The sequence below is a fragment of the Pseudomonas sp. BTN1 genome (assembly GCF_001907715.1).
GTDB lineage: Bacteria > Pseudomonadota > Gammaproteobacteria > Pseudomonadales > Pseudomonadaceae > Aquipseudomonas > Aquipseudomonas paracarnis.
In genome coordinates this window covers 119,616-139,861 of the sequence record NZ_MPBM01000007.1, presented here as the reverse complement: position 1 = coordinate 139,861, position 20,246 = coordinate 119,616, and the positions used below count along the sequence as shown (strand labels likewise).

Below are 20,246 nucleotides of genomic sequence, written 5' to 3'. Positions count from 1 at the left end.
TACCTGTGAAGATCAAACTGTGGGAGCTGGCTTGCCTGCGATAGCGGTGTATCAGTTAAAGCATTCGTGACTGACACACGGCTATCGCAAGCAAGCCAGCTCCCACATTTGTTTCGGGTTTTTACCAGGAAAACTCGAGCTGTTCGTTGCCGCCGCTCAGGTCCAGCAACCGTACGCCTATCCCCAGCAACCGCACCGGCTTGCCCCCGCGATTGAACGCCTGGGTCATCAACTGTTCATAACTCTCCAGATCCCGTCCTGCCCCGGCCTGCTCCAGCGTCGTCTGGGTAAAGTCATGAAACTTCACTTTCACGAACGGCTTGCCCGCCCGGTAGCTGCTGTCGATACGCGCCATACGCCCGGCCAGGGTCTCCATCAGCTCCGGCAGTTTCGCCAGGCAGCTTGAAAGATCCGGCAAGTCCACATCGTAGGTGTTTTCCACGCTAATCGATTGCCGACGGCTGTCGTTTTGCACCACACGGTCATCAATTCCACGGGCCAGGCTCCAGAGGCGCTCGCCAAAACTGCCGAATTCGCGCACCAGCGCCAGTTTGTTCCAGTCGCGCAATTGCAGGCAGTCTTCGATGCCCAGGCGCGCCAGCTTGTCAGCGGTGACCTTGCCCACGCCATGCAGCTTGCTGACACGCAACTGCGAGACAAAGTCTTCAACCTGATCCGGCGTGATCACAAACAGGCCGTTGGGCTTTTTCCAGTCGCTGGCGATCTTGGCCAAAAACTTGTTGGGCGCCACGCCGGCAGACACAGTGATATGCAACTGGTTGGAGACCCGGCGCCGAATGTCCTGGGCAATACGCGTGGCGCTGCCGCCAAAATGCGGGCTGTCAGACACATCAAGGTAAGCCTCATCCAGCGACAACGGCTCGATCAAGTCGGTGTAGTCGCGGAAGATCAGTTGGATTTCTTTCGACGCTTCTTTATAGGCATCCATGCGCGGCTTAACAATGGTCAAGTCCGGGCAGAGCTTCAAGGCATGACGTGACGACATCGCCGAACGCACCCCATACGCTCGCGCCTCGTAGTTGCAGGTAGCGATCACCCCCCGCCGGTCCGCCGAACCGCCCACCGCCAAGGGCTTTTGCGCCAGGCTCGGGTCGTCACGCATCTCGATGGCGGCGTAGAAGCAATCACAGTCAACGTGGATGATTTTGCGCTGCGTCATATAAACGGGGTGTGAACCAACGGGTGGCCAGTATCGCATTCACACCTGTATATAGCACCAGTAGTTTGATTCTTCCTTCCAAGTGGTAGGAAGTTTCCTTGATGAATTTATTTTTTCAATCGAATTCGGGTTTCCGATAGAGCTGAAAGCCTTGGCCTGACTGGCCCAGAGCACTTCACGCCCCCTCTTTGGAGAGCTAACCGATTGAACCACAAGCGCTTTTGTTTGATTCACAGGTTGACACACTCGCGTTCCTCTGTAGAATGCCGACACACAGACGCGGGATGGAGCAGTCTGGTAGCTCGTCGGGCTCATAACCCGAAGGTCGTCGGTTCAAATCCGGCTCCCGCAACCAAACATCAAAAAAGGCTACTCGAAAGAGTGGCCTTTTTTGTGCGCGCTTGTTTTTGCCTGCACAATGCAGCCAACACCTTGATTTCAGAATAATTAGCGCTTATTTCAGCGATCAGCTCATTAACGGTTGACACCCCGCCGCTGGGCTGTAGAATGCCGCCCACAGACGCGGGATGGAGCAGTCTGGTAGCTCGTCGGGCTCATAACCCGAAGGTCGTCGGTTCAAATCCGGCTCCCGCAACCAAACATCAAAAAAGGCTACTCGAAAGAGTGGCCTTTTTTGTATCTGACGAAAAAGTTCTTCTGAAACAATGACATGGCATCTTTCATGAAACCGTAGACGGTTTGCAGAGTCCATCTCATTGCACGCTATGCTCAATGCTCAAGCGCTACCCCTCTACGACCAATGGCCGCAGTCGCCGCGCCCGGTGATCCGCGTTAATATTTGTAATTATTTTGTCCATAGGGATTGGTAACTTGGCTGGATACCTCCATCCTGTCGCGCACAATCCACGAGGTGATTGATGCGCGCCAACTCGTCTGAACCACAAGACACCGTTACAGCAGAACAACCGATCACTCCCACCCGTTTGCGGTGGCTGGACCTGTTGAGCAAATACCGCCAGCCCATCGGCCTGGCCGTGACGCTTCTGCTGTTTGCAATCGCCCTGATCGCCTGCCGGCACCTGCTGCTGGAGCTGGACCTCTACGCCCTGCACGATTCGATCCTGGAAGTGCCCAAGCCGGCCCTATTGGGGGCCTTTGCGGCGGCGGTCGCCGGTTTTGTAATCCTGCTCGGCTATGAGTTCTCCGGCGCGCGTTATGCCGGCGTGCAATTGCCCGCCAAGACCCTGGCCCTGGGTGGTTTCACCGCCTTTGCTATCGGCAACGCCATTGGCTTGTCGATGCTCTCGGGGGGTTCGGTGCGTTACCGTTTATATGCACGCCATGGCATCGGCGCCTCGGAAGTGGCGCACATGACCGTATTCGCCAGCCTGGCCCTGGGCTGTGCCCTGCCACCGCTGGCCGCGCTGGCCACGTTGAGCAACTTGCCGGCCGCCTCCACTTACCTGCATTTATCGCAAAGCCTGCTCGGCGGCATTGCCGGCGCCGTGCTGCTGTTGTCGGCCCTGCTGTGCATCGGCATCTATCGCCGCCGCCTGCCGGAACAGCCCTACCCCGACAACCTGCTGGTCAAGGCCGGGCGCCGTACCCTGCGCCTGCCTGGCCGACGCCTGACTTTCCTGCAACTGATCATCACCGCACTGGACGTCGCCGCAGCCGCCACCGTGCTGTATCTGCTGTTGCCGGAAGCTCCGCCCTTCGGCCCGTTCCTGTTGGTGTACCTGCTGGCCCTGGCCGCCGGTGTGCTCAGCCATGTGCCGGGCGGCGTGGGGGTATTCGAAGCGATTCTGCTGGCGGCCTTTGCCGACAAACTCGGTGCCGCGCCCCTGGCTGCTGCCTTGCTGCTGTACCGCATGATCTACGTGGTGCTGCCGCTGCTGATCGCCTGTGTATTCCTGCTGGTCAACGAGGCCCAGCGCCTGTTCCAGACCCAGCAAAGTCTGCGGGTAGCGTCGGGGCTGGCAGCGCCAGTATTGGCCGTCCTGGTTTTTTTGTCCGGCGTGGTCCTGCTGTTTTCCGGCGCCACGCCAGAGATCGACTCACGCCTGGAAAACATCGGCTTCCTGATCCCCCATCGTCTGATTGACGCGTCGCACTTCGGTGCCAGCCTGATCGGTGTGTTGTGCCTGTTGCTCGCCCAGGGCCTGCGCCGGCGGTTGTCGGCCGCCTGGATGCTGACCATGGTGTTGCTGCTGGTTGGCGCCCTGCTTTCGCTGCTTAAAGGCTTCGACTGGGAAGAAGCCAGCCTGATGACCATGACCGCAGTGCTGCTGGCCATCTTCCGGCGCTCGTTCTACCGCGCCAGTCGCCTGACCGAGTTGCCGTTTTCGCCGCTGTACCTGGTGGCCAGTGTCTGTGTGCTCGGCGCTTCGATCTGGCTGTTGCTGTTTGCCTACCAGGACGTGCCCTACAGCCACCAACTCTGGTGGCAGTTCACCCTCGACGCCAACGCCCCACGTGGTTTGCGTTCGCTGCTCGGCGCCGCCGTGTTGCTGGTGATCGTGTCGCTGACCTGGCTGCTGCGCACGGCACGCCCGGTCATCCACCTGCCGACCCCGGAAGAGCTGGAGCGCGCCAGCAAGATTCTGATGGCCTCGTCCCAACCCGACGGCGGCCTGGCGCTCACCGGCGACAAGGCGCTGCTGTTTCACCCTAACGATGAAGCCTTCCTGATGTATGCCCGTCGCGGGCGTAGCCTGGTGGCCTTGTACGACCCGATCGGCCCGACCCAACCGCGCGCCGAGATGATCTGGCAGTTCCGCGACCTGTGCGACATCCACCACGCCCGTCCGGTGTTCTATCAGGTACGCGCCGAGAACCTGCCGTATTACATGGACATCGGCCTCACCGCGATCAAACTGGGTGAAGAAGCCCGCGTCGACCTGAAACGCTTTGACCTGGAAGCCAAGGGCAAAGAAATGAAGGATTTGCGCTACACCTGGAACCGTGGCACCCGGGACGGCCTGTCCCTGGAAATCTGCGAACCGGGCAAGGCGCCGATGGATGAATTAAAAGTCATCTCCGACGCCTGGCTTACAGGTAAGAATGTGCGGGAAAAGGGCTTCTCCCTGGGCCGTTTCAGCGATGACTACCTCAAGCACTTTCGTATCGCGATCATTCGCTTCGAAGGGCGCCCGGTGGCCTTCGCTAATCTGCTCGAAACCTATAATCATGACCTGGCCAGCCTCGACCTGATGCGTGCCCACCCGGACGCGCCCAAGTTGACCATGGAGTTCATGATGGTGGGCCTGATTCAACACTATAAGAGCCACGACTACGCGCGCTTCAGCCTCGGCATGGTGCCGTTGTCGGGCTTGCAACCGCGCCGTGGCGCACCGCTGACCCAGCGCCTGGGCTCGATGGTGTTCCGCCGTGGCGAGCAACTGTATAACTTCCAAGGTTTGCGCCGCTTCAAAGACAAGTTCCAGCCCGACTGGGAACCCCGTTACATGGCCGTGCCCGCAGGACTGGATCCGCTGGTGGCATTGGCCGATACCGCCGCCCTGATTGCGGGCGGCTTGACTGGATTGGTGAAACGCTGATGATTCGACGCTCCTGGCGGTATGTATTGGCTTTAGTGGTGCTGCTTGCGCTGATCGCGGCGGGTGGCTTCTGGTACTGGAACCGCCCCGCCCCGCAACCGACCCTGGAGCACTTGCCCCAGGCCGACGGTTCGGTAATGACCCGCGTAACCCCGGCCAGCAACGCAAAAGCCCGCGTGGCCGTGGCGGTGATGGCCGACGAAACCCTGACCGACAGCCAACTGATTGCCCTGAGCCAGGGCGGTGCTGCGCAACTGGTTCAGGTGGTGCTGCCCAAGGATGACTGCGCACTGCAGGAAAAAGCCCTGCAAGGCGCCCTGGCCCAGCTCAAAGGCCCGGCAACCCTGGTCAGCGGCATCGGCCCTGGCGCCGCACTCGCCTGGCGCTGGCTGGCCACCCAGAACGACGACAAGGCCAACGCCATCTCCGTGGGCTTCGCCCTGAAACAGGAAGGCTGCAACGACCCGCTGCCGAAAACCGCCGCCCATGGCAGCTGGCTGGTGGCGTGGAACGATAACCCCGACGATGAAAGCGCCAGTTTCGTACGTGACACACCGCGCGCTACTACCAGCATCAGCGACTACGACATTCATTACCCACAGGTGCTGAATAACGAACTGCGCAAGCAACTGGTCGGTTCGGACAACGGCGGCCTGGCGATTCCAGTGGTAGAAGTGCCTGCCGGCCAAGCCAAGGACACCGTGACCCTATTCCTCTCCGGTGACGGCGGCTGGCGCGACCTGGACCGCGACGTGGCGGGCGAGATGGCGAAGATCGGCTACCCGGTGGTGGGCATCGACACCCTGCGCTACTACTGGCAGCACAAGACGCCGGAGCAAAGCGCCAAGGACCTCACCGAGCTGATGCAACACTACCGGCAAAAGTGGGGCACCAAGCGCTTCGTGCTGACCGGTTACTCGTTCGGCGCCGACGTATTGCCGGCCATCTACAACCGTATGCCAGAGAACGAACAGCAACGGGTGGACGCGATCATCCTGCTGGCCTTCGCCCGTACCGGTAGCTTTGAAATCGAAGTGGAAGGCTGGCTGGGCAACGCCGGCAAAGAAGCCGCCACCGGCCCGGAAATGGCCAAGCTGCCGCCTGAGAAAGTCGTGTGCATCTACGGCGCCGAAGAAGTCGACGAGAGTGGCTGCACCGACAAGACCGCCGTGGGCGAAGCCATGAAGCTGCCGGGCGGGCATCACTTCGATGAGAACTACCCGGCGCTGGCCAAGCGGTTGGTGGATATTATCGTCAAGCATCAGGCCAAAGCCGAATAATCCCGCGCCGCACATAAAACAAAATGTGGGAGCGGGCTTGCTCGCGAATACGGAATGTCAGTCAATGCAGCTGTGACTGATCCACCGCTTTCGCGAGCAAGCCCGCTCCCACATTTTTGATGTGTGGTGTTGCTAATAATCAGCGCGGTTCGATGTGGGCAATCATCAACTGCACCGTCTCATTGCCACGAAATTCATTCACATCCAGCTTGTAGGCCAATTCCACCCAACGCACCGTCGGGTTTGGCCACACTTCGCGGTCCACACCAAAGGCGATGCCATCGAGCTTCACCGACCCGCACTCGCTCTTGAGCACCACTTTCAAATGCCGCTCGCCCACCACCCGCTGCTCCACCAACTGGAATACCCCGTGAAACAACGGCTCGGGAAAGTGCTGCCCCCACGGGCCGGCATGGCGCAGGGCGCGGGCCAGTTCCAGGTGAAATTCTTCCACCGCCAGGGTGCCGTCTGAAAGCAGGCGGCCGGTGAGGTCTTCTTCGCGCAATTGCCGACGCACTTCGGCATCGAAGGCTTGCGCAAACAACGGGAAGTTGGCCTCGGGCAAGGTCAGCCCCGCCGCCATGGCGTGGCCGCCGTACTTGGTGATCAGGTTGGGGTGCTGGCTGGCGACGACCGCCAGCGCATCGCGGATATGAAAGCCTTGCACCGAGCGTCCAGAGCCCTTGAGCAGGCCATCACCGGCATCGGCGAAGGCGATGGTCGGGCGGAAATAACGCTCCTTCATGCGTGACGCGAGGATCCCGATCACCCCTTGGTGCCACTCCGGGTCAAACAGGCACAGACCGTACGGCATCGACTCCACCGGCAGGTCCTTGAGCTGGGCCAGGGCCTCGCGTTGCATGCCTTGCTCGATGGATTTACGGTCCTGGTTCATGCCGTCCAGTTGCGCGGCCATTTCCCGTGCGGCGGCGAAGTCCGTGGTAAGCAAGCATTCAATGCCCAGGCTCATGTCATCCAGGCGTCCGGCCGCGTTCAGACGCGGGCCGAGGATGAAACCCAGGTCGGTGGAGGTGATACGCGCATGATCACGCTTGGCCACTTCCAGGATCGCCTTGATCCCCGGCCGCGCCCGACCGGCCCGAATACGCTCCAGCCCCTGGTGCACGAGGATGCGGTTGTTGGCGTCCAGCGGCACCACGTCAGCGACGCTGCCCAGGGCCACCAGATCAAGCAGTTCACCGATGTTCGGCTGGGGCTTGTTGTCATACCAACCCAGGCTGCGCAACCGTGCACGCAGGGCCATCAATACATAGAAGATCACGCCGACGCCGGCCAGGGCCTTGCTGGGAAACGTGCAGCCCGGCTGGTTAGGATTGACGATGGCGTCAGCGGCCGGCAGTTCATCGCCGGGCAAGTGGTGGTCGGTCACCAGCACCTGCAACCCCGCCGCTTTCGCCGCCGCCACGCCTTCGACGCTGGAGATACCGTTGTCCACGGTGATCAGCAACTGCGGCTCGCGCTCCAGCGCCACCGCGACGATTTCCGGGGTCAGGCCGTAGCCGTATTCGAAGCGGTTGGGCACCAGGTAATCGACATGGGCCGCGCCAAGCAAACGCAGGCCCAGGGTGCCCACGGTACTCGCCGTGGCGCCATCGGCGTCGAAGTCACCGACGATTAGGATGCGCTGACGCTGCTCCAGGGCCGTCACCAGCAAGTCCACCGCCGCATCGATGCCCTTGAGCTGCTGATAGGGAATCAACCGCGCCAGGCTCTTGTCCAGCTCGGCCTCCGACTGCACCCCGCGTGCGGCGTAAAGGCGGGTCAACAGCGGCGGCAGTTCACCGAGAAAAGGCAGGACGGCGGGCAATGGGCGGGGATCGATACGCATGGGGTGACGGGAGCTTCTCTTCTAATACATCAGTTAAACACAGATAGCGAACGCAGCAGAGATCAAGTGTGGGCGCTGGCTTGCCTGCGATGCATACGACTCGGTACATCAGACACACCGAGTGGATGCCCTCGCAGGCAAGCCAGCTCCCACCTTTTCAACCGCGCTCGCCGACCAGCCATTGCAGTTGCACTTCATGCTGGCCACGGTCATCGGTCACAAAGATCGTGCCTTCGCTGATCATCACGTCCCACTTGATCACCCGCGGCATGTCCTTGGCCAGGGTCTCCAAGACTTCCTGGGGCACGGCAGCGATGTGCACGTTTTTCAGGTTGTTGGCCACCGGCACCACCTTGCCTTCCCACACGCGCAGGCTGCCATAGGCCAGCAGGCTGGTGCGTTCGGTGCGGCGCGAGCACCAGGTCAGGCGGTCGGCATCCGGCTGGCCGACTTCGATCCAGTGCAAAACCCGATCATCCAGGCTCTTTTCCCACAGGGCCGGTTCGTCCACATCCGACAGGCCACGCCCGAACGCCAATTGCTCGTTGTACCAGAGGGCGTAGGCCAGCAGGCGCACGGTCATGCGCTCTTCGGTTTCCGAAGGGTGGCGGGCGATGGTCTGTTTGACGCTCTCGTACACCGAGCGGTCGAGGTCGGTGAGGTTGAGTTCGAATTTGTAGGTCGTGGACGGCTGGGCCATGAACGGGCTTCTAAAGACAAGGAAAGGCGGCCAGTCTAACCGATGGCGAGGGCATTGAACGAATACTGCGCTGCATCCGCGCGGCTCGCCTATGTTAAAAAGCAGGACATCATCGTCCCGCGCTCGTAAGGATCCCCATGTCGCTTAATGCCAAACCACTTGCCGGCCTGAAAGTCATCGAACTGGGCACTTTGATCGCCGGCCCGTTTGCCTCACGCATTTGCGCTGAATTCGGCGCCGAGGTGATCAAGGTCGAATCCCCGGACGGCGGCGACCCGCTGCGCAAATGGCGCAAGCTGTATGAAGGCACTTCGCTGTGGTGGTTCGTACAGGCGCGCAACAAGCAGTCGCTGACCCTCAACCTCAAGCACCCTGAAGGCCTGGCGATCCTCAAGCAACTGTTGGCCGACGCCGACATCCTGATTGAAAACTTCCGCCCAGGCGTGCTGGAGAAACTCGGCCTGAGCTGGGAAACCCTGCACGCCCTCAACCCCAAGCTGGTGATGGTACGCCTCTCGGGCTTCGGCCAGACGGGGCCGATGAAGGACCAGCCGGGGTTTGGCGCGGTGGGCGAGTCCATGGGCGGCTTGCGCTATATCACCGGCTTCGAGGACCGCCCGCCGGTGCGCACCGGGATTTCCATCGGCGATTCGATTGCCGCGTTGTGGGCAGTGATCGGCGCGCTGATGGCGCTGCGTCACCGCGAAGTCAACGGCGGCTTGGGCCAGGTGGTGGATGTGGCGCTGTATGAGGCCATCTTCGCCATGATGGAAAGCATGATCCCCGAGTTCGATGTGTTCGGGTTTATCCGTGAGCGCACCGGCAACATCATGCCCGGCATCACCCCGTCCTCGATCCACACCACCGCAGACGGCAAGCATGTGCAGATCGGCGCCAATGGCGATGCAATCTTCAAGCGCTTCATGCGGGTGATCGGCCGTGACGATTTGGCGAACGACCCTGCACTGGCCAGCAATGACGGGCGTGACGCTCGCCGCGATGAGCTGTACGGCGTGATTGATCGCTGGGTCAATTCGCTGTCTCTCGACCAGGTGATTGAGCATCTGAACAAAGCCGAGGTGCCCGCCAGCCGCATCTACAGCGCCGAAGACATGCTGGGCGACCCGCAATTCCTGGCCCGGGAAATGTTCCTCAAGGCGCAGTTGCCGGGCGGCAAGGACTTCAAGATGCCCGGCATCGTGCCCAAGCTCTCGGACACACCGGGCAGCTGCGAATGGGTCGGCCCGCAACTGGGTGAACACAACAGCCTGGTGCTCAATGCCTTGGGCTACGACGCGGCGGCTATCACTCGCCTGCGCGAGGATGGCGCGATCTGACAAATCCCAGGCAAAAAGAAACCCCGAGCAGTGGGGAGACAACTCGGGGTTAAACGTGGTCTACAAAAAGACCCGCACAGCAAGCGACAAACACCGGAGCACAATGCCTGCTCTTGCTGTTACAAACTCTGACTGACCACCTTGTAGGAAGGTTCCGAAGAAAAATAATGTTTCATGCCAGTGCGCCGCCACGGGTTTGAGAGGCGTTGCGCAAGGCAGCGATGACTGAAGGTTCCAGGCGCCCTTCGGCGATTTTCAGGTCGCGGAGCAGGCAATCCACCACATCCACCAGCGCGCGCTTGTCGCTCAATTGCGCACGATCGACTTCACGTTCAACCACGATGGCACCACCGGGGTTCTTCACGGTTACCAGGCAGTCGTCGCGCATACCGGCAGAGGTCAGCGTAACCTGATAAGGGCTCAGTGCTTGGCTGAGCAATAGGTTGATACTTTCCATCTCGATCACCACTCAATCATTCGAAAAAGGTTCGAAAAACAAAAATGTCACGAAGAGGCTGACATTCAAGTGACCCGTGCTCAAAGCAGAAAGTTCTACCTTTTGTGTAATCCACTGCTTGAGGAAAACGAGCATGCACGGAAAAGATGACAGAGAAAAAACAACGGCGCACAGGCTAGAATCCCTGGATTGTCCCGGGAGCCTGCCTTGAGAGCTGCGTCTGAACCGCCCTTGCGTATCGTGATTGCCGACGATCACCCGATTTTCCTGATTGGCCTGCGCGCCGTGCTCGAGCGTGACACGCACATCAGCATCGTCGGCGAGGCCAATTCCCCCCAGGCCCTCAGTGCGTTGTTGCAACACTGTGCCTGCGATGTGGTGGTGACCGACTTCATGATGCCCGTCGAGCCCCAAGCCGACGGGTTGCGCTTGATCGAGCAACTGCGCCGGCACTATCCGCACCTGCCCATTGTGGTGGTGACCATGCTCAACAATGCCGGGTTGTTTCATTCCATCCTGGCGTTGGGCGTGATGGGCTTGCTGAGCAAGGCCAGCCTGGCCGATGAGCTGCCCCAGGCGATCCGCCAGGTTCGCCAGCAACGTACCTATGTGGCCCAGACCATCCGCCAGGCGCTGAGCCTGGCCGGGGAAGTCGGCGCTGATCGCCTGCACTCCCAGGAGCACCTGTCACCCCGGGAACTGGAGGTGATTCGCCTGTTGGCCAGTGGCATGACGGTGGGCGAGATCGCCGCGCACCTGCACCGCAGCAAGCAGACCGTCAGCGCGCAAAAAGTCAGCGCCATGCGCAAGCTGGGGCTGGTCAACGATGCCGCCCTGTTTATTTACGTGCAGGAACACGGGCTGGCCTAGCCTGGAACGCGATCCATTGCTTGAGCGTCTCGGCCTCCATCGGCCGGGCGATAAAGCAACCTTGCAGCCACGCCGCGCCCAGTTCGCCCACGGCGTGATAATCGGCGGCGGTTTCCACGCCGGTGACCACCACGGCGACATCCAGGCGCGCCGCCATGCTCATGGCGCCCGCCACCACAGCGGCCTTGCGATCATCATTGGCCATCCCACAGGCAAACGCCGGGGGAATTTTCAGCTCGGTAAAAGGCAGTTCCAGCAAATGCTGCAGGCTGGTGCCGCCCATGCCGAAGTCGCCGATGGACAACTGGCAACCCAACATGCGCAAGCGCAGCAACCCAGTGACATGGGCGCTGTCGGTTTTCAGCGTCGAGGTTTCCACCAACTCCAGGGTCAGGCTATGGGCGGGCACACCATGAAGTTGCAGCAAACCTTGCAGCACCTGGGGGAAGTGCTCGCGCTCCAGCATACGCCCGGGAATGTTCACAGCTACCGGCAGCACTCGGCCGCTTTCGCCCATCACCTGGTTCGCCAGGCCAAGCGCCTGCTCCAGCACATGCCAGGTAAACGCCTCTTCCATGCCGGCAAACTCCAGCACTGGCAGGAACTCGTCAGGCAGCAATAGCTCACCGTCCTGCAACTGCCAACGCGCCAGCGCCTCCACCCCTTGCAACACACCGGCCTGACTGACGATGGGCTGGTACCAGACCCTGCCACAGGCTGCGATAGTCGCCTGGCTGACATCCGCCGAGGGCGGCAGTTGTTCCTGCTCGCTCAAGCTCAGCAGTTGACGGACGCGCTCCCAGGACAGCACCGCTGGCCCTGGACGCAAGTGCTCCTGACAATCGCTCAATACTTGCCCGATCAGCTTGGCCGAGGCCGGCTTGGGCAAGCACGCCAAGACCTTGAGCCCCAATTGGCGAGCCATGTTCGCCACGCCTTCCAGCACGTCGGGCTCGGCGTTGCTGAGCAAGATCAACACCTGGGCCAGGCGGCGTTCCGCCAACTCACGGATCAACGCCAGGCCATCGCCCTGCTCCAGGTACAGGTCGCAGATGGCGATATCCACCGGGCCTTTGCTGTCCAGGGACTGGCGGGCAATTTCGACCGTTTCCGCGGCCCGCACATTGAACACACCGTTAGCATTGAGCATCTGGTGCAGGGCCATCAGTTGAAACGGGTTGTCTTCGAGGATCAGGACGTTCAGGGATCGCATGGGTAAGGGTGTCGGTACAGAGAAAGTCCTGCACAGTAGCCATACGCTACGCCGTATCCCATAGGACGTGTCCTAAAAGCTTCTTTAAATGTGGGAGGGGCAAGCCTTGTCGGTCAAGCGCAGACCTCCTGTGGGAGCTGGCTTGCCTGCGAAGGCGGTGTGTCAGTCGCTACATCTGTTACTGCACTACCGCTATCGCCGGCAAGCCAGCTCCCACATTTGATCTTCGTTGCCTTGAGCATTGCGTTCGCTTGGCTGATCGGCATACGGGCTGGGTTACGCATCCAGATAAGGTTGCAGGTCGCGACGAAAAGCCTTGAGCACCTCGGACAAGCGCAACCAGGGTTCTTCAAGCTCGGCGCCGCGCTGTTCACGGGCGCATTGCTCAAGGGCGACACAGGCCTTGGCCAGTGGCAGTGCGTCCACCAGCGAGCAAATGCCCTTGAGCCGGTGCAGCGATGCATTCAAGCGTGCCACGTCGCGCTCGGCCAGGGCACCCGCCAACACCTCGTGTTCGTGGTCCAGGCTCTTGGCCAGTTCCTGCAACATGCTTTGCAGCACCGGGCCATCGGCCTGGGTCATGGTGCGCAGGGCCTCGATATCGAACGAACGCTGGGGTGCCAGGCGTGCCAGCACTTGGGTCCAGTGTTCCAAGGTCACCGGCTTGACCAGCAGTTCATCCATACCGGCGTCCTCGCAGCGGCGTTGTTCATCTTTCATGGCGTTCGCGGTGCAACCCACCAGCGCGCTACGAGGCCGTTGCTCCTCGGCTTCGAGGCGCCGTATCGCCGCACTCAAGGCATAACCGGACATGCCGGGCATCTGGCAATCGGTGACCAACACGTCAAAACGCTGCTCACGCCAGCGTTGCAACGCGGCCTCGGCCGACTCCAGGGCGACCACTTGATGACCGAGGAACTGCAACTGCTGCGCCAGCACCAGGCGGTTGGCCGCCAAATCATCCACCACCAGTATCGACAGGCTGCGCCCCGTCGGTGACAACGTCGCGGTGGGCGTTGCCGGCACATCATCGGTGCTGACCCGGTCCAGGCGCAGGTCAATGCACACCACTGTCCCCTCGCCCACCACGCTATCGAGGTGAATGCTGCCGCCCATCAATTCCACCAGTTGCTTGCAGATACTCAGGCCCAGCCCGGTGCCACCGTGTTGCGCAGCGGTCAAGGCGCTCACCTGAGTAAAAGGCTTGAACACCCGCGGCTGTTGCTCGGCGCTGATGCCCGGGCCACTGTCCTTGACGCACAGGTGCAGGTATTCGGTATCGGTCTCATCCCGTTGGCAGGTCACGCTGAGGTGAACCCCGCCCCGCTCGGTAAATTTGAGCGCATTGCCCAACAGGTTGTGCATCACCTGGCGTAACCGCAGCGGGTCGAACCAGTAATAACCCTGAGCAGCCGGATCAAACGCCAGGGTCAGGTGCAGGCCCTTCTTTTGCGCTGTGGCTTCGAACAGGCTCTGAATGCCCTCGAAAAAACGCTTCAACTCGGTGGTCTGTGGCGCCAGTTGCAGGTGGCCGGCCTCGATCTTGGCCAAGTCCAGGCTGTCGCCCATCAGCGCAATCAGCTCGCGCGCCGAACGATGGGCCACCTGCAGCGCCTCGGAAACCGGCTGGCCGCTTGCCAGGCAACGCTCTTGCTCCAGTTCGAGCAAGCCAATGATGGCAGTCATGGGAGTGCGAATCTCGTGGCTCAAGGCCGAGAGAAATGCACTTTTGGCGTAGTTCGCTTCGTCGGCGGCCTGGCGTGCGTCCATCAACTGACGCTCCAGGTCTTTGCGTTCGTTGATATCGATCCAACCGCCCAACAACCCCTGCAGGCGGCCCTGGGCGTCAAAAAAAGGCACGGTCCACTGGTAGACGTGATAACTGCCGCCGTTGAGTTCCAATTGCCGGTCGACAAACAACGGCTGCTGCGTGGCCAATTGCTCCATGTGGCCTTCGTGCAGGCGTGCCGCTGTGGCGTCGGGCACGACCTTGCTCTCCATCAGCGTCAGGCCCTGGATCAGCTCCAGCCGGGTCGCCAATTGCTGTTCATAACTTTTATTGCAGGTCACCAGGCGCCCGTCCAGGTCGCGGACGAACAGCGGGTTGGGCATGCCGTCGAGCAGTGCGCGCTTGAACGCCAACTGATCGTTGAGCCGTTGCTCGGCCTCCAGCCGTTGGCGAATCTGGCGCTTGAGCCGGCTGTTCCACACCAGCGACACCAACACAAACAGCAGCGCCGTGGCCACCGTCCAATAGGCCCATGGCGGTACGCGTTGCCAGGCCGGCAGCGGAATCGCCACGGCACCGATCCAACGCAGGCGCAACGCACTCAGCTCAGCCACCGGCAACGCCTCCAGGGCCTTGTTCAGAATGCTCAGCAGCTCAGGTTGGTCCTTGCGCACCGACAGGCAGTTGGACGACCACTTGCCATCGACACTGCGTCCGATACGCAGGCCATCTTCCGGGTAACTCTGCACTTCCACTTCGGTCTGTATCGTGGCGGCCGCCTCGCCTCGTCGCACCAACTCGCGGGCCTGGGTGTAATTGTCCACCAGGCGCAACTTGATACGCGGATGGTCATGGCGAATCTGGCTCTCCATGACATGGCGCGCCGGCAATGCCAGCACCTTGCCGTCCAACTGGTTCAAGCCCGTCAGGGGCGCGGCATCGGCACGTTCGATAAACACCCAGCCGGACCCGCCAAAACCATGACTGAAGTTGAGCAACGCACTGCGCTCCTGATTCACAGCCAGGGTCGTGTTCATCTGTGCCCGGCCGGTTTCCAGCCATTCCAGGGTTTGCGCAGTAGAACCCACCTCTTCATAGACGAACTGCAAACCGGTCATGCGCGAGATGCGATTCAACAGGTCGACATTCAGGCCAACCCACTGGCCGTCCTTGTCCCTGAAAATGTAAGGCGACATCTGCTGGGCCACCACCACGACATGGGGATGCTCACGCACCCAGGCCTGTTCCGACGCCGACAACGCAACGCGCTCACCACTGATACCGACGCCGAGCCCGGTGGTCCAGCGCGCGAGGATTTCACGCTGCACCGACTCGTCAAGGCTTGCCAGCGCGCGGTTCATCATGGCCCCCAACAACGGATCTGCCTGGCGGGTGGCGAAGGCAAAACCGATGGGCGCCAGCCGGCTCTGCTCCTTGATCTGCAACCCCAGGTAAGGCCGCAGCGATTTATAGGCGCGCACAATCACTTCGTTGCCGATAAACGCATCGACGTCACCTTGCTTCAAGGCTTCGAGGCCGCTGTAGAGGTTGGGGGCGAGCATGATGTGGCTGTCGGGATACGCCGCGTGCACCTTCTGCACGTTGGCGTAGCCGTCGAGCAACACCAGCTTCTTGCCGGCCAGATCGTCGCCTTGGGTATCGTCGCGACGCAGCACCACCACCGAACGGTCGGGCATGTAGTCCGGGGTGAATTGCAGGCCAGGTACGTCACGCTCGTAACCATTGGCACTGGTGAGAATGTCGATGGTGCCGTTGCGCAGCGCTTCGACCGCCTGGGCGCGCTCGGAGAAGCCCAGCACTTGCATGGGCACACCCAGCCGCGCGCCAACCAGGCTCAAATAATCGGCGCTGATGCCCTGGTAGCGATTGCGGTCGCGGGTGATATCGATCGGCTGGTAGTCATCTATCGAGATACCCACTTTGAGTGTCCGATGCGCCGCCAACCACTGCTGCTCCGTTGGCGCCAGCGGCATAGGTTCAAGCGGGATAAACGCCGGGACCAGTTTGAACGGCAGGCTGACGGCGGCCAGGCTCATGGGCACCTGGATGAGCCACAACAGGCACACCAGCTTCAACGTCCATTGGATCAACACCTGCACCGGTTGGGTTTCCTTGATTGGGCGACTGGGCAAGTATGGCTCGCCAGAATGAAAAAGCCCGTCACGAGGACGGGCTTGGCCGACTGCAAAAAAGCTGACTGTTGCTCCACCACGTCTTGGGTGGATGAAACCGTCTCAAATGTGGGAGCGGGCTTGCTCGCGAAAGCGCTGTGTCAGTCACTGAATGTGTGACTGATCCACCTCATTCGCGAGCAAGCCCACACATTTTGGATCGATGGGCAGCACAAAGATGCCCGTCGGCCTTCAGGCAGCCCTGTCGATCAGAGCGGTTTGCCCCGATTGCCATGCTGGCTGACAAACGCCTGCACTGTCTTCAGGTCATTGGCCAATACGGTGCAGCGCTCTTCGCGCTCGAACAGGTCGGTCAAATGCTCCGGCAACTCCAGGGCCTTGCCAATGCCGGCTTTCTCGACCGCTTCCGGGAACTTGACCGGGTGCGCGGTACCGAGGATCACCATTGGAATATCCAGGCTGCGGCGGCATTCGCGGGCGGCTTTCACGCCGATAGCCGTGTGCGGGTCGAGCACTTCGCCGGTCTCGGCATAGACCTGCGCGATGGTTTCGCAGGTCTGTGCATCGTCCACGGCCAGGGAATCGAACAGCTTGCGGGTTTCGGTCCAGCGCTCTTGCTCGACGCTGAAACCGCCACCTTGCTTGAAGCTGTTCATCAACTCGGCCAGGGCTGCGCCGTTGCGACCGTGCATGTCGAACAGCAAGCGTTCGAAGTTCGACGAGACCATGATGTCCATGGACGGCGACAGCGTGGCGTGCAGGGTTTCCTTCACATACTGGTTGCCGCTCATGAAGCGATGCAGGATGTCGTTGCGGTTGGTGGCGACGATCAACTGGTTGATCGGCAGGCCCATGTTGCGTGCCAGGTAACCGGCGAAGATGTCGCCGAAGTTGCCGGTCGGCACCGAGAACGACACCGAACGCGCCGGGCCGCCCAACTGCAGCGATGCATGGAAGTAGTAGACGATCTGGGCCATGATCCGCGCCCAGTTGATCGAGTTCACCGCCACCAGACGCGTGCCCTTGAGGAAGCTCTGGTCAGCGAAGCTGTTCTTGACCATTTCCTGGCAGTCGTCGAAGTTGCCTTCGATGGCGATGTTGTGAATGTTCTCACCGAAGATGGTGGTCATCTGCCGACGTTGCACCTCCGACACGCGCTTGTGCGGGTGCAGGATGAAGATATCGACGTTTTCGCAGTGCTTGCACCCTTCGATGGCCGCCGAGCCGGTATCGCCGGAGGTGGCGCCGATGATCACCACGCGCTCGCCGCGCTTTTCCAGCACGTAGTCGAGCAGGCGACCGAGCAGTTGCAGGGCGAAGTCCTTGAATGCCAGGGTCGGGCCGTGGAACAGCTCCAGTACCCACTCGTTGCCGTTCAACTGGCGCAGAGGTGCGATGGCGCTATGGGCAAACACGCCGTACGTCTCTTCCAGGATCTTTTTAAAATCCGCATCCGGAATGCTGCCGGTGACGAACGGGCGCATCACTCGGAAAGCCAGCTCGTGATACGGCAGGCCGGCCCAGGAGGCGATTTCTTCCTGGGTGAAGCGCGGCAGGTTTTCCGGCACATACAGGCCGCCGTCGGTGGCAAGGCCTGCCAGCAGAACGTCTTCGAAATTCAGGGCCGGTGCCTGGCCGCGGGTGCTGATGTAACGCATGACTGGCTCCTCTAAAACATTCTCGAACAGGGGCCGCCGAATGGACGGGGCCCCTGGAACAAATCGGTTAGTTCAAGTGTTCGACGCGAATCCGCACCACCGGGCCGACCACGCCTTGCAAGGCTTCCAGGGCATGGATGGCATCGTTGATGTGCTGTTCGAGCACGCGGTGGGTCAGCAGGATCATCGGCACCTGGCCGTTTTGTTCCTCGACTTCCTTCTGCATGATCGACTCGATGTTGATACCGCGCTCCGACAGGATGCTGGCCACCTGGGCCAGCACGCCTGGATGGTCCTGGGCCTGGATGCGCAGGTAGTAGGCACTTTCGCAGGCTTCGATCGGCAGGATCGGGTGGGCCGACAGCGAGTCCGGCTGGAAGGCCAGGTGCGGCACACGGTTTTCCGGGTCGCTGGTCATGGCGCGAACCACGTCCACCAGGTCGGCGATCACTGACGAAGCGGTCGGCTCCATGCCGGCACCGGCGCCGTAGAACAGGGTGGAACCGGCGGCGTCACCGTTGACCATCACCGCGTTCATCACGCCATTGACGTTGGCGATCAGGCGGTCGGCCGGGATCAGCGTCGGGTGAACCCGCAACTCGATGCCCGCCGGGGTGCTGCGCGCTACGCCCAGGTGCTTGATGCGGTAGCCCAGGGCTTCGGCGTAGTTCACGTCGGCGGTGGTCAGCTTGGTGATGCCTTCGGTGTAGGCCTTGTCGAACTGCAGCGGGATACCAAAGGCGATGGAGGCCAGGATGGTCAGCTTGTGGGCGGCGTCGATACCTTCCACGTCGAACGTCGGGTCGGCTTCGGCGTAACCCAGGGCCTGGGCTTCGGCCAGCACGTCTTCGAAGGTACGGCCCTTCTCGCGCATTTCGGTGAGGATGAAGTTACCGGTGCCGTTGATGATGCCGGCCACCCAGTTGATGCGGTTGGCGGACAGGCCTTCACGGATCGCCTTGATCACCGGGATACCACCGGCCACCGCGGCTTCAAACGCCACGATCACGCCCTTCTCGCGAGCCTTGGCGAAGATCTCGTTGCCGTGCACGGCGATCAGCGCCTTGTTGGCGGTGACCACGTGCTTGCCGTTCTCGATGGCCTTGAGCACCAGCTCGCGGGCCACGGTGTAGCCGCCTACCAGCTCGATAACGATATCGATCTCAGGGTTGGTGGCCACGGCGAACACATCGTTGGTAATCGCAATACCGGTCGTTTCGAACTGAGGCTTTGGCGAACGCGTGGCAATCTGCGCCACTTCAATCCCGCGACCTGCGCGGCGGGAAATTTCTTCAGCGTTACGCTGAAGTACGTTGAAGGTACCGCCACCGACGGTCCCTAACCCACAGATGCCTACTTTGACCGGTTTCACTGAAGAACTCCCCATGAAACGGCCGACGCTAGGTCGGCCGTGAAAACAGCCGCACAACTGCGGCTCTCAATTAATGACTCGCCGACGGTTCGGCGGGCCATGATCGTCAAAGGCTCAACGATAAATGCTTACTTGGCACCCAGTGCCAGTTTGGCAACTTGCGGCGCCGGCTGGTAGCCCGGAATCACCTGGCCGTCGGCCAAAACGATGGCCGGTGTACCGTTCACACCAATGGACTGGCCCAGGGCGAACTGCTTGGAAACCGGGTTGGCGCATTTGGCCGATTTGATTTCCTTGCCGTCGACCATCTTGTCCATGGCCGCTTTCTTGTCGGCCGAGCACCACACCGCCTGCAACTGCTCGTCACCCGGCGAACCCAGGCCCTGGCGCGGGAAGGCGACGTAGCGCACTTCCACGCCCAGCTTGTTCAGTGCCGGGATTTCAGCGTGCAGCTTGTGGCAGTACGGGCAGGTGGTGTCGGTGAACACGGTGATATGGGTCTTGGTTTCGCCAATGGCGGGGTAAACCACGGTTTCAGCCACCGGGATGCCGTTGATCAGCTTCGACACGCCCAGGCGCTCGGCCTTCTCGGTCAGGTTGACCGGCTTGCCGTCCTTGAGCTGGAACAGGTAGCCCTGGACGATGTACTGGCCATCGGCACTGGCGTACAGCACGCGGCTACCCTTGAGCTTGACTTCATACAGGCCGGCCATGGGGCTGGCGCTGATGCTTTCGATCGGGGTATCGAGCGCCAGGTTGGCCAGGCTCTTGCGAATGGTCTGCTCGGCCGCATCATCGGCGACCGCAAAGGTGGAAACCAACGCAATGGCTGCGGCGGCAATAATCTGGGTCAAGCGCATGGGAACTCCTGAAGGCAGAGGCAGGGACGGGAGCAGAATACAGATCTGGAACACAACGGGTGCCGTC

Annotated in this window: 13 protein-coding genes and 2 tRNA genes; 6 read left to right on the top strand and 9 right to left on the bottom strand. The window is 61.1% G+C overall.

Features of this window, described 5'->3' with window-relative positions:
* Window positions 1–121: 121 nt before the first annotated feature.
* Window positions 122–1,180 carry a DNA polymerase IV gene (dinB, locus tag BMH52_RS03290; RefSeq protein ID WP_014719774.1) on the bottom strand — a complete coding sequence of 353 codons (1,059 nt, stop codon included), beginning with the start codon at window positions 1,178–1,180 and terminating at the stop codon, window positions 122–124.
* A gap of 278 nt (window positions 1,181–1,458) precedes the next feature.
* On the opposite strand from dinB, the gene BMH52_RS03285 reads away from it, so the two are divergent.
* From BMH52_RS03285 to BMH52_RS03270, 4 genes are all read left to right on the top strand, one after another.
* Window positions 1,459–1,535: transfer RNA gene (locus BMH52_RS03285), tRNA-Met, on the top strand.
* Window positions 1,536–1,701: 166 nt separating this feature from the next.
* Window positions 1,702–1,778 (top strand) — tRNA-Met (locus tag BMH52_RS03280).
* Between the two features lie 280 nt (window positions 1,779–2,058).
* On the top strand, window positions 2,059–4,701 hold the full coding sequence (gene mprF, locus BMH52_RS03275; protein ID WP_014719775.1) for a bifunctional lysylphosphatidylglycerol flippase/synthetase MprF: 2,643 nt from the start codon (window positions 2,059–2,061) through the stop codon (window positions 4,699–4,701).
* On the top strand, window positions 4,701–5,981 hold the full coding sequence (locus tag BMH52_RS03270; RefSeq protein WP_014719776.1) for a virulence factor family protein: 1,281 nt from the start codon (window positions 4,701–4,703) through the stop codon (window positions 5,979–5,981). The genes mprF and BMH52_RS03270 overlap by 1 nt, the downstream gene beginning before the upstream one ends.
* 139 nt (window positions 5,982–6,120) lie before the next feature.
* On the opposite strand, the gene recJ is transcribed toward BMH52_RS03270, so the two are convergent.
* Together recJ and BMH52_RS03260 are read right to left on the bottom strand one after the other, a co-directional pair.
* The gene (gene recJ / locus BMH52_RS03265) at window positions 6,121–7,830 is read right to left on the bottom strand and encodes a single-stranded-DNA-specific exonuclease RecJ (RefSeq protein ID WP_014719777.1); all 1,710 of its coding nucleotides are present in this window, start codon (window positions 7,828–7,830) and stop codon (window positions 6,121–6,123) included.
* 157 nt (window positions 7,831–7,987) lie between these two features.
* On the bottom strand, window positions 7,988–8,530 hold the full coding sequence (locus BMH52_RS03260; protein WP_003193952.1) for a YaeQ family protein: 543 nt from the start codon (window positions 8,528–8,530) through the stop codon (window positions 7,988–7,990).
* Between the two features lie 137 nt (window positions 8,531–8,667).
* Here BMH52_RS03260 and BMH52_RS03255 point away from each other — a divergent pair, with 137 nt between their 5' ends.
* Window positions 8,668–9,867, top strand: coding sequence for a CaiB/BaiF CoA-transferase family protein (locus tag BMH52_RS03255; RefSeq protein ID WP_072435087.1), 1,200 nt, complete (start codon window positions 8,668–8,670; stop codon window positions 9,865–9,867).
* A gap of 172 nt (window positions 9,868–10,039) precedes the next feature.
* Here BMH52_RS03255 and BMH52_RS03250 read toward each other — a convergent pair whose 3' ends face one another.
* Complete coding sequence (locus BMH52_RS03250; protein WP_020301357.1) at window positions 10,040–10,324, bottom strand: DUF3509 domain-containing protein; 285 nt, start codon at window positions 10,322–10,324, stop codon at window positions 10,040–10,042.
* A gap of 207 nt (window positions 10,325–10,531) precedes the next feature.
* Here BMH52_RS03250 and BMH52_RS03245 point away from each other — a divergent pair, with 207 nt between their 5' ends.
* Window positions 10,532–11,194, top strand: coding sequence for a response regulator transcription factor (locus BMH52_RS03245; protein WP_003193955.1), 663 nt, complete (start codon window positions 10,532–10,534; stop codon window positions 11,192–11,194).
* Here BMH52_RS03245 and BMH52_RS03240 read toward each other — a convergent pair.
* The 5 genes from BMH52_RS03240 to BMH52_RS03220 all read right to left on the bottom strand — a co-directional run bounded on the left by BMH52_RS03240 (window position 11,163) and on the right by BMH52_RS03220 (window position 20,179).
* The gene (locus BMH52_RS03240; protein ID WP_014719780.1) at window positions 11,163–12,407 is read right to left on the bottom strand and encodes an EAL domain-containing protein; all 1,245 of its coding nucleotides are present in this window, start codon (window positions 12,405–12,407) and stop codon (window positions 11,163–11,165) included. The two genes, BMH52_RS03245 and BMH52_RS03240, sit on opposite strands and share 32 nt — an antisense overlap.
* Window positions 12,408–12,683: 276 nt before the next feature.
* Window positions 12,684–16,256, bottom strand: coding sequence for a transporter substrate-binding domain-containing protein (locus BMH52_RS03235; protein WP_072435086.1), 3,573 nt, complete (start codon window positions 16,254–16,256; stop codon window positions 12,684–12,686).
* A gap of 281 nt (window positions 16,257–16,537) precedes the next feature.
* A complete protein-coding gene (gene thrC, locus BMH52_RS03230) occupies window positions 16,538–17,947 on the bottom strand; it encodes a threonine synthase (protein WP_014719782.1) in 1,410 nt (469 codons plus the stop codon).
* Window positions 17,948–18,014: 67 nt separating this feature from the next.
* Complete coding sequence (locus BMH52_RS03225; RefSeq protein ID WP_003193959.1) at window positions 18,015–19,319, bottom strand: homoserine dehydrogenase; 1,305 nt, start codon at window positions 19,317–19,319, stop codon at window positions 18,015–18,017.
* 128 nt (window positions 19,320–19,447) lie between these two features.
* Window positions 19,448–20,179: a thioredoxin fold domain-containing protein gene (locus BMH52_RS03220; RefSeq protein ID WP_005791088.1), complete on the bottom strand. Its 732-nt coding sequence runs from the start codon at window positions 20,177–20,179 to the stop codon at window positions 19,448–19,450.
* Window positions 20,180–20,246: the final 67 nt, after the last annotated feature.